Annotated in this window: 11 protein-coding genes and 1 tRNA gene; all 12 read left to right on the top strand. The window is 65.1% G+C overall.

The window, feature by feature from the left end; all coding sequences use genetic code 11:
- Positions 1–902 (top strand): protein translocase subunit SecD (secD, locus tag Q8Q85_00500; GenBank protein MDP3772725.1); only part of this gene is annotated, 902 nt, incomplete at its 5' end.
- The gene (gene secF, locus Q8Q85_00495; GenBank protein ID MDP3772724.1) at positions 902–1,882 is read left to right on the top strand and encodes a protein translocase subunit SecF; all 981 of its coding nucleotides are present in this window, start codon (positions 902–904) and stop codon (positions 1,880–1,882) included. The genes secD and secF, both read left to right, overlap by 1 nt.
- A gap of 6 nt (positions 1,883–1,888) precedes the next feature.
- Positions 1,889–2,716, top strand: a complete 828-nt coding sequence (locus tag Q8Q85_00490; protein ID MDP3772723.1) for a TatD family hydrolase — start codon at positions 1,889–1,891, stop codon at positions 2,714–2,716.
- Between the two features lie 21 nt (positions 2,717–2,737).
- On the top strand, positions 2,738–4,408 hold the full coding sequence (locus Q8Q85_00485; GenBank protein MDP3772722.1) for a formate--tetrahydrofolate ligase: 1,671 nt from the start codon (positions 2,738–2,740) through the stop codon (positions 4,406–4,408).
- Entirely contained in the window at positions 4,408–4,791 is a 384-nt protein-coding gene (locus tag Q8Q85_00480; GenBank protein ID MDP3772721.1) for a RidA family protein, read from the top strand. The genes Q8Q85_00485 and Q8Q85_00480 overlap by 1 nt, the downstream gene beginning before the upstream one ends.
- A gap of 54 nt (positions 4,792–4,845) precedes the next feature.
- Positions 4,846–4,942 (top strand) — tRNA-Sec (locus tag Q8Q85_00475).
- A 259-nt stretch (positions 4,943–5,201) separates the two neighbouring features.
- Complete coding sequence (locus tag Q8Q85_00470) at positions 5,202–5,636, top strand: Rrf2 family transcriptional regulator (GenBank protein ID MDP3772720.1); 435 nt, start codon at positions 5,202–5,204, stop codon at positions 5,634–5,636.
- A 4-nt stretch (positions 5,637–5,640) separates the two neighbouring features.
- Positions 5,641–6,483 (top strand): c-type cytochrome, encoded by an 843-nt coding sequence (locus Q8Q85_00465; protein MDP3772719.1) that lies wholly within the window; start codon positions 5,641–5,643, stop codon positions 6,481–6,483.
- An 86-nt stretch (positions 6,484–6,569) separates the two neighbouring features.
- Positions 6,570–10,184 carry a nitrate reductase subunit alpha gene (locus Q8Q85_00460; protein ID MDP3772718.1) on the top strand — a complete coding sequence of 1,205 codons (3,615 nt, stop codon included), beginning with the start codon at positions 6,570–6,572 and terminating at the stop codon, positions 10,182–10,184.
- Positions 10,185–10,220: 36 nt separating this feature from the next.
- Positions 10,221–11,774: a nitrate reductase subunit beta gene (gene narH / locus Q8Q85_00455; GenBank protein MDP3772717.1), complete on the top strand. Its 1,554-nt coding sequence runs from the start codon at positions 10,221–10,223 to the stop codon at positions 11,772–11,774.
- A complete protein-coding gene (locus tag Q8Q85_00450; protein ID MDP3772716.1) occupies positions 11,771–12,493 on the top strand; it encodes a hypothetical protein in 723 nt (240 codons plus the stop codon). The genes narH and Q8Q85_00450 overlap by 4 nt, the downstream gene beginning before the upstream one ends.
- Positions 12,490–13,218 (top strand): respiratory nitrate reductase subunit gamma, encoded by a 729-nt coding sequence (gene narI, locus Q8Q85_00445; GenBank protein MDP3772715.1) that lies wholly within the window; start codon positions 12,490–12,492, stop codon positions 13,216–13,218. The genes Q8Q85_00450 and narI overlap by 4 nt, the downstream gene beginning before the upstream one ends.
- Positions 13,219–13,249: the final 31 nt, after the last annotated feature.

Here is a 13,249-nt window from a genome sequence, read left to right as displayed (position 1 = left end):
AGCCGCTCTCCCGCGGCGCGCGCGCCTTCCGGCCCGTCTACGCGCTGGTGGAGCGGCCTATCATGACCGGCGGGTATCTCACCAACGCACAGGCCAGGATCGACCAGCTCACCAGCGGCGCCGTGGTGGATTTCCAGCTGTCACGCCGCGGCGGGCGCATCTTCGAGCGTGAGACCGGCCGCCACATCGGCGACTACATGGCGATCGTGCTCGACCAGAAGGTGCAGAGCCAGCCGCCGGTCATCCGCGGCCAGATCGCGAGTCGCGGGCAGATCGAGCTTGGCAGCTCGAACCTCCAGGACGCCCAGGACCTGGCCCTCGTGCTCAAGGCGGGCTCGCTCCCGGCGCCGCTCCAGATCGTGGAGGAGCGCACCGTGGGCGCCACCCTCGGCGAGGACTCCGTCAACAAGGGCGTCTTGGCCGGCATCATCGGAGTCGCCCTCGTGATCGTGATCATGATCGGCTACTACCGCATCTCCGGCGCCCTGGCGGTCCTCGCCCTGGGCCTGTACGTGCTCTTCACCCTGGGCGCGCTCGCGGCGCTCGACGCTACTCTGACGCTGCCGGGTGTGGCGGGCTTCGTGCTCTCCATCGGCATCGCGGTGGACGACAACGTGCTGATATTCGAGCGCATCCGCGAGGAGCTGGCGCTCGGCAAGTCGTTGCGCCTCGCCATCGACGCGGGGTTCCGCATGGCGATGAACGCCATCGTGGACTCGAACGTCACGACGATCCTCACCGCGGCGTTCCTGTTCCAGTTCGGCACCGGTCCGGTGAAGGGCTTCGCGGTGACGCTGATCCTGGGCATCATCGCATCGATGGTCACCGCCATCTTCGTGACCCGCACCTTCTTCATGATCTGGCTGGAGCGCCGGCCCGGTCTCCAGACCGTGAGCATCTGATGATCCGCATCTTCGCCAACGCCAACTACGATTTCATCGGCCTGCGCAAGTGGGCCTACGGGATCACCGCGGCCATCGTAATACCGGGCATGCTCCTGCTCACCGTCCGCGGGCTCAACTACAGCATCGAGTTCACGGGCGGCACGCTGGTGCAGGTCTTGGTGAAGCAACAGCAGAGCGTCGGAGACCTCCGCTCGGCGCTCGTCCGAGGCGGAGTGCGCGGCGCCGAGATCCAGAGCTTCGGGACGGGGCAGGAGTTCGTGATCCGCGCCCGGCTCGCCTCGATGGCCGACACCACGACGCAGGACGAGGCCCAGCGCACGGCCGCTCAGGTCACCGGCGCGCTCACCCGGGCATTCGGCGCCGACGCGTACACCGTGCAGCGGGTCGAGGCGGTGGGCCCCAAGGTGGGCGGCGAACTGCGGCAGAAGGCGCTGGTCGCGATCCTCCTGTCGTTCCTCGCGACCCTGGTCTATCTGGCGTTCCGGTTCGAGTTCCGGTTCGGCGTCGCCGCTGTGGTAGCCACCGCGCACGATATCATCACCACGATGGCGTTCATCTCGTACATGCACCTCGAGGTCTCGCTCGTCGTGGTCGCGGCCCTCCTGGCGGTGGTCGGCTACTCCCTGAATGACACCATCATCATCTTTGACCGGGTGCGCGAGAACCTGCACAAGTACAAGCGGGACGACCTCCAGGGGATCCTGAACCGCAGCATCAACGAGACCCTGCCGAGAAGCGTGCTCACGCATGGGATGACCATCGCGACCACGCTCGCGCTTCTCATCTTCGCGGGCGAGGTACTCCGGCCGTTCGCGTGGGTGATGGCGTTCGGCATCTTCACCGGCACTTTCTCCTCGATCTACATCGCCTCGCCCATCCTGCTGGCGATCGAGAAGCGGTGGCCGGGTGAGGGGGCCCGCGGAGTGAAGGCGACGGTCGCGCCAGCCGGGACGCCTAGCAGCGTGCCGGTCGTCTAGCCGCCGTTGCTCGTCGACTCGCACTGCCACCTCGGCGACGCCGCATTCGACGCGGATCGCGTGGAGGTGGTGGAGCGGGCGCGGGCGGCGGGTGTGGGCGTCATCATCGTGGTGGCGGATACCGTCGCAGCTTCGGATGCGGCCGTCGCGATCAGCCGGAGCGGGGAAGGGCTCGCCGCGACGGCGGGCATTCACCCTCACCAAGCCTCGGAATTCGAGCCCGCGTCAGCGCTCGAGCTGGAACGGTTGTTCAGCGATCCGGCAGTGGTCGCCGTAGGTGAGACGGGGCTGGACTACCATTACGACCACTCACCGCGGGATCGGCAACGTGAGGCGTTCGCGTGGCACCTCGGGCAGGCGGCCGAGCGCGGGAAGCCGGCGATCATCCATTCGCGCGAGGCGGACGAGGACACGGCGCGCCTCCTCTCCGAAGCGCCGGCCGGCCTGACCGGCGTGCTGCACTGCTTCAGCTCCGGCCCGGCCGTTCTGGACGCGGCGCTCGCGCGCGGCCTGTTGGTGTCCTGGAGCGGCATGATCACCTTCCGGAAGTGGGACGCGGCGTGGGCGGTCGAGCGGGTGCCGGACGACCGGCTGCTCATCGAGACCGACGCGCCCTATCTCGCGCCCGTGCCGTACCGCGGGAAGCGCAACGAGCCGGGGTTCCTGCCGGCCACGGCGAAGCGGTTGGCCGAGATCCGCGGCACGACTCCGGAGCGGATCGCCGAGCTGACGGGTGAGAACGCGAGAAGGTTGTTCAAATTGCCGAGCCGGGAGCCGGGAGCCGTACCTGCGGTGCGCACGGATGGTACCGCTCCCCGCTCCCCGCTCCCTTAACTCAAACCGTCACCAGACCCCATGACCGTTCCTTCCGATATCGCCATCGCCCAAGCCGCCAAGCTGCGGCCCATCGCCGACGTCGCCGGGGACCTCGGTCTCGGCGACGATGAGCTCATCCTCTACGGCAAGCACAAGGCGAAGATCGCCCTCAGCGCGCTCGAGTCCCGGAAGCCCAAGGGCCGGCTCGTCCTCGTCACGGGCATCACGCCGACCGCCGCGGGGGAAGGGAAGTCCACCGTCTCGGTCGGGCTGGCGCAGGCGCTGCGCCGGCTGGGCAAGAACGCCGTGGTGTGCCTGCGCGAGCCGAGCCTCGGGCCGGTGTTCGGCGTGAAGGGCGGCGCCGCCGGCGGAGGGTACGCGCAGGTGGTGCCGATGGAGGACATCAACCTCCACTTCACCGGTGACTTCCACGCCATCTCCTCGGCGCACAACCTCCTCTCGGCGATGCTGGACAACCACATCTACCAGGGGAACACCGCGCATTTGGCGCTGCGCCGCGTCACGTGGCCGCGCACCATGGACATGAACGACCGCGCGCTGCGCACGGTCATCGTGGGCGTGGGCGCGTCGTCGAGCGGGCCGGCGCGCGAGGACCGCTTCGTCATCACGCCGGCCAGCGAGATCATGGCCATCCTCTGCCTGGCTACCAGCCGCGAGGACCTCGAGGACCGGCTGGCGCGCATCATCGTGGGGACCACCCACGAGCGGACGCCCATCCGCGCCGCGGACCTCAAGGCTTCGGGGTCGATGGCGCTGCTCCTCAAGGACGCACTGCTGCCGAACCTGGTGCAGACCCTCGAGGGCGGGCCCGCGTTCGTGCACGGCGGCCCGTTCGCGAACATCGCGCACGGGTGCAACACGGTGGTCTCGACCAAGCTCGCGCTCCGGCTGGGCGATCTGGTGATCACCGAAGCCGGCTTCGGCGCGGACCTGGGCGCCGAGAAGTTCTTCGACATCAAGTGCCGGGTGGCGGGACTCGAACCCGAAGCCGCGGTCATCGTCGCCACTGTGCGCGCGCTCAAGATGCACGGAGGCGCCGACAAGAAGAGCCTCGGCACTCCGGACGTCGCTAAGGTCGAAGCGGGTTTCGCCAACCTGGCCAAGCACGTCGAGAACGTGCGCAAGTTCGGGGTGCCGCCCATAGTCGCGCTCAATCGCTTCATCACCGACTCGGACGAGGAGCTTGCCCGCGTGACCGAGATGGCCAAGGCCCTCGGCGTTACGCTGGCCTTGTCGGACGTGTGGGCGAAGGGCGGTGAGGGCGGGCTCGCGCTGGCCGAGGCCGTGCTGAACGTGCTGGACGAGAAGCAGGCCGCGTTCAAGCCGCTGTACGACGCCAACAAGCCCATCAAGGAGAAGATCGACATCGTGGCCCGCGAGATCTACGGCGCCGACGGCGTCCACTTCTCCGCCACCGCGAGCCGGAACATCGAGCAACTCGAGGCGATGGGGCTGGGCCGCACGCCGGTGTGCATGGCCAAGACGCAGTATTCGTTCAGCGATGACGCGTCGAAGCTCAACCGGCCGACCGGTTTCAGGATCACGGTGCGCGACGTTTACGCGTCCGCCGGCGCTGGGTTCGTGGTCGCGCTCGCGGGAGACATAATGACCATGCCGGGGCTCTCCAAGTCGCCGGCGGCCGAGCGGATCCGCATGCTGCCCGACGGCACGATCGAGGGACTGTTCTAGTGAGCGACCTGCGCTTCATTGCGACTGACTCGGCCCCCAAGGCCATCGGCCCGTACAGCCAGGGCGTGATCGCGAACGGCTTTCTATACACGGCGGGCCAGATCGCGCTCGACCCGGCGACCATGGAGGTCGTGCCGGGCGGCGTGACGGCACAGACCGAGCGCGTGATGAAGAACCTGGACGCGATCCTGAAGGCTGCGGGCTCGTCGCTTTCACGGGTCGTGAAGACGACGTGCTTCCTCGCGACGATAGACGACTTCGCCAGAATGAACGAGGTCTATGAGCGCTGGTTCGGCGACCACCGTCCGGCGCGCTCGACGGTGGCGGTGAAGACGCTGCCGAAGAACGTGCTGGTCGAGATCGACGTCGTAGCGCTGGTGTAGCGCGGCAACGCAACGGGCCGCCGGTGCGCCTGCGCGCCTGTGCCATCTGACTACGGGGGCGGATCGGGCCTGGTGGTCTGAGCAGTCTTCAAAACTGCCTGGGGCTCGCTACGCGAGCCTTGGTGGGTTCGATTCCCACACGCTCCCGCCACAACGGTCTATTCATGGCTATGTGAGAGCCGCCCCCAGCACGGGGGCGGTTGCTCGTCGTAGGGCCACGCCAAGGCGGGCGAACCTCTTCTTCCACAGCGTAGAACGTCGCTTCGGCGATCCCCAACCGCCGGCAGACGTCCGGCGACCGCAGTGTCATAAGAGATCTTCACAGAACCTTCACCGAGTTTTCACGATAACCCGCCAAGACTAGTCGGACCCGAATTCTCCCGGAAGCAAGAAGCCATGAGCCTGACTCAGTGAATCTGACCCGGGAAAGCGAATACGCGCTGCGCGGATTGGCTCGCCTCGCGACCTATCCGGCGGGTTACATGGTCCCGCACTCCGAGATCGCCGAGACAGCGGATCTGCCCGCCGCGTTTCTGGCGAAGATCTTCCGCAAGCTGGCCCGCCATGGCGTCCTGGAGGCTGAGCGGGGTCGTGGCAGCGGATATGCGCTCCGGGCCCCGCCTGCGGAGACGCTCGTGCGCGAAGTGCTTGAGGCGGTCGAGGGTCCGCAAGCGCTGAAGCGGTGCCTGCTCTGGGGCGGCCATTGCTGCGAGACGTCGCGCTGTCCCCTCCATCATCGGCTGGAGCATCTCCGCTCGGGATTGGATGCGGCATTGAGCACATTCACGCTGGCGGACCTGATACGGGAATCACCGGAGTCACTTCACCTCGCGATGCAGGAGTGACGTGATGACAGCGGTCGTACGGTGGGTCGGCGGACTCGCACTGTGGCTCGGCGCGATAACGTCGGAGGCAGTCTCCCAGGCGGACCAGGGCGGGGAGGTTTTCCGGACGCGGTGCGCGGTATGCCACACGATCGGTGGCGGCCGCCTCGTAGGACCTGACCTCCAAGGGGTCGACTCGCGGCGCAGCGAGGAATGGATCATCCGGTTCGTGCAGCACTCCCAGGACATGGTGCGGGGCGGTGATTCCGTCGCCATCGCTCTCTTCGAGGAGTTTAACCGGATTCCGATGCCGGATCAGCCGCTCTCGGACCAGGAGATCCGGGAGATCATCCGGTACGTACGTGGTGCCGCGACCGCCACCACCGCGTCGGCGCAGCCGGACTCCGTTCAGCCGGCCACCGAGGCGCAGGTCCTGCTGGGACAGGCGCTGTTCCAGGGAAAGATCCGGTTCGCCCGCGGCGGGCCGTCGTGCAACTCCTGCCATGACGTGACGCATGACGCGATCATTGGTGGCGGGGTGCTCGCCCGGGAACTCACGACGGTGTTCTCTCGGCTGGGCGGACCCGGGGTTCGTGCGATCATCGGAAGCCCTCCGTTTCCCGTGATGGAACGTGCCTACCGGGGCAAGCCGCTCGCCGATGAAGAGGTCGCGGCACTGGTCGGCTTCCTGCAGCAGGCCGACGCCGAGCAGGCGTTCCACCATCCAAGGGACTACGGCCTAAGACTGTTCTTATCCGGGCTGGTGGGCGCGGCGATCCTCTTGGGTCTCTGCTCTCTGGCCTGGCGCGGACGCATGAGAGGTTCCGTGAATCAGGCGATCTACGACCGACAGGTGAAATCCACCTGAGTCGATGACGGAAACGGGCCGGCGGAGGAGCCCCCCGAGCTTGTGGCCCGATAGACAGAACGCCCACGACCAGCCGGGAAACGACCATGGGTTGGATCAAAGACATCATCTCGCCGGAAACCAGGAAGTGGGAAGAGTTCTACCGCAACCGCTTCCAGCACGATCGCACCGTGCGAAGCACGCACGGCGTGAACTGCACGGGAGGTTGCTCATGGCAGATCCACGTCAAAGACGGGATCGTGACCTGGGAGACGCAGCAGATCGACTACCCGTTGCTGGAAGACTCACTGCCTCCCTACGAGCCGCGTGGATGCCAGCGGGGGATCTCGTACTCGTGGTACCTGTACAGCCCCCTGCGGATCAAGTACCCGCTGATTCGAGGCGCCCTGCTCGACGCTTTCCGGGCGAAGAAACGCGAAACGGGCGACCCCATGAAGGCGTGGAGAGCCCTTCAAGCGGACCAGGAAGCCCGTAAGAAATACCAGCAGGCGCGTGGCAAGGGTGGCTTCCGCCGGTCGACCTGGGACGAGGTCATGGAGATCATGGCCGTGGCCAACCTCAGCACCGCCGAGGAGTACGGCCCGGACCGGGTGATCGGGTTCAGCCCCATCCCGGCCATGTCCATGCTGAGCTACGCGGCAGGTGCGCGCTTCCTTCAGCTCTTCGGAGGTGTCAACCTCAGCTTCTACGACTGGTACTGCGATCTCCCCACGGCTTTCCCCGAGATCTGGGGCGAGCAGACCGACGTGTGCGAGAGCGCCGACTGGTACAACGCCAAGATGGTCGCGGACATGGGTGCGTGTCTCAACATGACGCGCACGCCCGACTGCCACTTCTTCGCCGAATCGCGCCATAACGGTACCAAAGCCGTGGTGTTCTCGCCGGATTTCAGCCAGGTCTGCAAGTACGCCGATCAGTGGGTTCCGCTCCACGCCGGAAGCGACGGCGCCTTCTGGATGGCCACGACCCATGTGATCCTGAAGGAGTTCCACCACGAGAAGCAGACCCCGTTCTTCCTCGATTACGTCAAGAAGTACACGGACAGTCCGTATCTCGTGAAGCTCGAGAGGGACGGAGCGGGTTATAAGCCGGGCCGGCTCCTGCGGGCGTCCGAGATTCCGAAGTACCAAGGCATTTCGAACGGGGACTGGAAGTTCGTCAACATTGACGCCGCGAGTGGCGAGTTCGTGGTTCCCAAGGGAAGCTCCGGATCCCGGTGGGACGAGAAGCAGGGCAACTGGAACATGAAGCCGGAAAACGCCGCCGATGACCAGCCGTACGACCCGGTGCTCACGCTCCTGGGGCGGTCGGAACAGGTTGCCCGGACGGCCTTCACCGAGTTCGGGCTCGATCAAACTGTGTACCGCGGTGTTCCCGTGATGCAGGTCGAGACGACCGGCGGCCCGGTCATGGTCACCACGGTCTATGACCTCACCATGGCCCAGTACGGGGTGTCCCGGGGTCTGCCCGGCGCCTATCCGGCGGACTACACTGACAAGGACGCGGCCTACACGCCGGCATGGCAGGAGATCTTCACGGGCGTCTCCTCAGACACCGTGCTGCAGTTCGCTCGTGAATGGGCGAGCACCGCCGAGACCACGGGCGGCAAGTGCATGATCATCACCGGGGCAGGTATTAACCACTGGTACCACGGCAACCTCATGTACCGCGCAGGGGCGATGGCCCTGATGCTCACCGGCTGCGTGGGCAAGAACGGCGGGGGCCTCAACCACTACGTGGGCCAGGAGAAGCTGGCCCCGGTGGACTCCTGGGGAGCGATCGCGTTCGCCAGGGACCATGTCGCTGCAGTTCGACTCCAGCAGGCACCCATCTGGCACTACATCAACACGTGCCAGTACCGCTACGACGGTCAGTTCTCCAGGTACAACACCGTTCCGGACAACGAGCTGACCCGGCAGCACACCGCCGATCTGATTTACAAGTCGGTGCGCATGGGGTGGATGCCCTTCTACCCGCAGTTCGACCAGAACACCTTGGCGCTCTGCAGGGAAGCCATCGACCACGGGGCTGCCGACGACGAGGGGATCAAGCAGTACGTCATGAACAAGCTGAAGAGCAAGGAGCTGCGGTATTCGGTGAGCGATCCGGAAGCCGAGCGCAACTTTCCACGCGTGTGGTATATCTGGCGCGGCAACGCCATCATGGGGAGCATGAAGGGGCATGAGTACGCCCTGAAGCACTACCTGGGCACGCACTCCAACGCGATCGCGGAGGATTCCGAGGATCACACCGCAGCAGTGAAGTGGCACGAGTTCGCGCCGGTGGGGAAGATGGACCTCGTCGTCGACCTCAACTTCCGGATGGACTCCTCCGCCCTGTACTCCGACATCGTGCTTCCGGCGGCGTCGTGGTACGAGAAAGCCGACCTCAACAGCACGGACCTCCACTCGTTCATCCACCCACTCTCGGCGGCCATTGCGCCGGTGTGGGAGTCGAAGACGGACTGGAACATCTTCCGCGACTTGGCGAAGGCCACCAGTGAGGCGGCGGCGAAGTACCTCCCCGAGCCGCAGAAGGACGTGGTCGCGTCTCCCATCGCGCACGACTCCCGGGGAGAGATCGCCCAGCCGGTCATCAAGGACTGGTATCAGGGTGAATGCGAGCCCGTGCTGGGCAAGACCACCCACAACCTGACCGTCGTGGAGCGCGACTACACGAAGCTCTATGAACGATTCATCACCTTGGGCGATCGCATTCGAACGACCGGTCTCGGTGCGCACGGCAATTCATACCAGTGTGCCGATGCGTACGATGAGATGGTCGCATCCAACCATTTCCCCGTGGAGCGCAGGAACGGCAGCGCGTTCCCCTCGTTGAAGGAAGACGAGTGGGCGGCCAACGCGATTCTGCACCTCTCGACGCTGACCAACGGCGTGCTCAACGTGCGCGCGTACGAGGATGCGGAGAGACGGACCGGTCTCGATCTCGTGGATCTGGGGGCTGGCAGCAAGGACGTCCGCATCAGCTACGCGGACCTTCAGGCGCAGCCGCGGCGGTACAATACCTCACCGCTGTGGTCGGGAGTCATGACCGGCGGGCGGGCCTACTCCGCCTACACGTACAATGTCGAGAAGCTGGTCCCGTGGCGGACGCTGACGGGTCGCCAGCACTTCTATCTCGACCACGAGATGTATCTGGCGTACGGCGAGAATCTTCCGACCTACAAGCCGTCTCCGAAGCCGGCTGCGTACGGCGATCTCAAGACGACGCTCAAGAACGGTGAGGCCCGAATCCTGAACTGCCTCACGCCGCACGGGAAGTGGCACATCCACTCCACCTACATGGACAACCACCGGATGTTGACGCTCTCCAGAGGCTGCGAGCCGGTCTGGATGAGCGAGGTGGACGCGGAGGGTCTGGGCATCCAGGACAACGACTGGGTCGAGGTCTACAACGACCACGGGGTGTACGCCGCTCGGGCGTGTGTCAGCGCTCGAATCCCCAGGGGCGTGTGCATCGTGTATCACGTCCCCGAACGTACCGTCGGAATCCCGAAGTCACAGGTGCGCGGTGGAAAGCGGGCGGGCGGGCATAACAGTCTCACCCGCATCCACCTCAAGCCCAACTTCCTCGCCGGAGGCTACGGGCAGTTCACCTACGGGTTCAACTACTGGGGCCCCATCGCCCCGAATCGCGACACCCATGTCGTGGTCAAGCGCATGGACAAGGTGGTGTTCTGATGACCGGAGAATCGCGCCACGAACGGGAGACCTGAGATGGATGTGCGCTCGCAGATCTCGATGGTGTTTCACCTCGACAAGTGCATCGGCTGCCACACCTGCTCGATCGCCTGCAAGAATATCTGGACCGATCGGAAGGGCGCCGAGTACATGTGGTGGAACAACGTGGAAACGAAGCCGGGTACCGGCTATCCGGGAAAGTGGGAAAACCAGGACATCTACCAAGGTGGCTGGGAGAAGAACGGCGGCCTCGTCCAGCTGAAGGGCGCAGGCAAGCCGAAGAGCCTCACCAACATCTTCCACAATCCGCACCTGCCGGTGATCGACGACTACTACGAGCCGTTCACCTATAAGTACCTGGACCTGATCGAGTCGCCCGCGGGCGACGACCAGCCCACGGCCCGCCCGATCTCGATGATCACGGGCGAACCCATGGACATCAAGATGGGGCCGAACTGGGACGACGACTTGAGCGGGTCGCCGGACTACGCGCGCAACGACCCCAACCTCGAGAAACTCACTCCCGCCGAGCGGGAGGCCATGTTCCAGTTGGAGCGCATGGCGTTCTTCTACCTTCCCCGGATCTGTAACCACTGCCTCAATCCCGCCTGCGTCGCGTCGTGTCCCTCGGGCGCGATCTACAAGCGGGGCGAGGACGGGGTGGTCCTCATCAACCAGGAGGTCTGTCGCGGCTGGCGCATGTGTGTCACGGCCTGCCCCTACAAGAAGACCTACTACAACTGGAGCACCGGCAAGTCCGAGAAATGCATCCTGTGCTATCCGCGGATCGAGGCGGGCCACGCGCCGGCGTGCATGCACTCCTGCGTGGGACGCATCCGCTACCTGGGGGTCCTGCTCTACGATGCCGACCGGATCGAGAGCGCCGCCGCGGCCGATGATGCCGATGTGATCGGCCGCCAGCTGGAGCTGATCCTCGATCCGTTCGACCCCGAGGTCATAGCCGCCGCGAAAGCCAACGGAGTCGCCGATTCCACCATCGACGCGGCGCAGAAGTCACCGGTGTACAAGTTCGTGAAGGTGTGGCACCTGGCGCTGCCGCTTCACCCGGAATTCCGCACGCTTCCCATGTTGTTCTACGTTCCACCGCTGCTGCCGGTGATGGCATCCGTCACCGACGTGGACAACGGCGGGCAGGCCGAGAAGCTGAACGTCAAGGCGAAGTATTGGCCTGATAGCTGGCTCTACGACACGACCACCGAGGCGCTCTTCGGCACGATCGACGACGCGAGATTCCCGCTCCAGTACATGGCGAACCTCTTCAGCGCGGGTGACACCAAGGCGGTCGCGGATCGACTGAAGAAACTCATGGCAGTGCGGCTGCATCGCCGCCAGGTCACCGTGGGCGACGTCGAGGCCGGAACGGTGACGGCGGCGCTCGCCGACACCGAACTGACCTCGCAAATGGCAGACGACATCTACTATCTCACCTCCCTGGCGAAGTTCGACGATCGCTTCGTGATTCCGGCCGCTCACCGGGAGCAGGCCATCGAGATGCTGGAGTTCACCGGCGACGTGAGGGGCAGTACGGGCTTCGGGTTCAAGGGTGGATCGGCGGAGAGGGGATCGTGAGCGTGCATTCCCTCAGCCATTACGAGCCCGTGGCTGCGCTTTTCGATTACCCCGGGTGGGACTACCCGTCCCGGGTCCAGAGCGTCTACGACGTTTTGGCGGGCCGGCATGTGCTCGCGGCGGCCGAAATCGACGCCTTTGCCCGGGCTCTCCCGACAGAGGGTGGGGTCTTCACGCCGGAAGCACTGGACGAGGTTCAGGAGATCTTTACGCGGACCTTCGATGTCCAGTCGATTACGACCCTGGGCGTCGGCTACGTCATGTTCGGGGACGACTACAAGAGGGGTGAGTTGCTCGTGAACCTGGGCCGCGAGCAGCGGGAGGCCGGAATTGATTGCGGCAGCGAGCTTCCGGACCACCTGCCGAACGTCCTGCGATTGATGGCCCGGTGGGCGGACCGCGAGCTGGCGGCGGAGTTTGCCGAACAGATCCTCCATCCGGCGCTTGAGAGGATGATCGGAGAGTTCGGTCCCAGGCACATGGAACACCGAAACGCACTGTACGAGAAACACTTCAAGACCCTGATCGCCTCCTCCGGTGAGCGAGGCACCATCTTCCGACAACCCCTGTCGGCTGTTCGGGAGGTGCTCAAGCAGGACTTCGGCCTCTCTGATTGGAAGCCACCGGAGCGGGACAACGATTTCCTGCACTACATCGGGCGCGAGCTCGAAATCGAAGCCAACCAGGGCCGCCCGGCCCAGTCGGGGGGGACGCCATGAACGCGCTCAACGTTCTTCTCTTCGTGGTGTTTCCGTACGCGGCGGTAATCGTATTCGTGGTCGGTGTCGCCTACCGGTACCGGCGCGAGGGCTTCACCGTCTCGTCGCTCTCGTCGCAGTTCCTCGAGGGGAAGAGGCTCTTCTGGGGTTCCGTCCCCTTCCATCTGGGGATTCTGGTCGTGTTCGTCGGGCACCTCACCGCGTTCCTCTTGCCGGAGGCGACACTCGCCTGGAACAGCATCCCGGCGCGCCTGATCGTCCTCGAGGTAACCGCCTTCGCGTTCGGGCTCACGGTGCTCGCCGGCCTGGTGTCACTCATGTACCGGCGGCTCACCAATCCACGCATCCGCGCGGTTACCAGCAAGACGGACATCGCCATCGAGCTGCTCCTGCTGGCCCAGGTGGTGCTGGGATGCTGGATCGCGCTGGGCTTTCGCTGGGGCTCATCGTGGTTTGCGGCCGATCTCTCACCTTATCTGTGGTCGCTGGTCACGCTGGGTCCCGAGACTGATGCCGTCTTCGCATTGCCCTGGGTCATCAAACTCCACATCGTCGGCGCATTCGCGATCATCTTCATGGTTCCCTTCACGCGACTCGTCCACTTCGTGGTAGCGCCGTTGCACTACATCGCTCGACCCTATCAGCAGGTCATCTGGAATTGGGACCGGAAGACCATTCGAGACCCGAACGCGGCCTGGACCAGGACGCGGCCAACCAACGACTGAGCTTGACCGCATTCCTCCGGAAACGATAAGT

The organism is Gemmatimonadales bacterium (assembly GCA_030697825.1).
Taxonomy (GTDB): domain Bacteria; phylum Gemmatimonadota; class Gemmatimonadetes; order Gemmatimonadales; family JACORV01; genus JACORV01.
The sequence above is the reverse complement of the archived record's forward strand: the minus strand, read 5'-3'. Positions and strand labels throughout refer to the sequence as shown.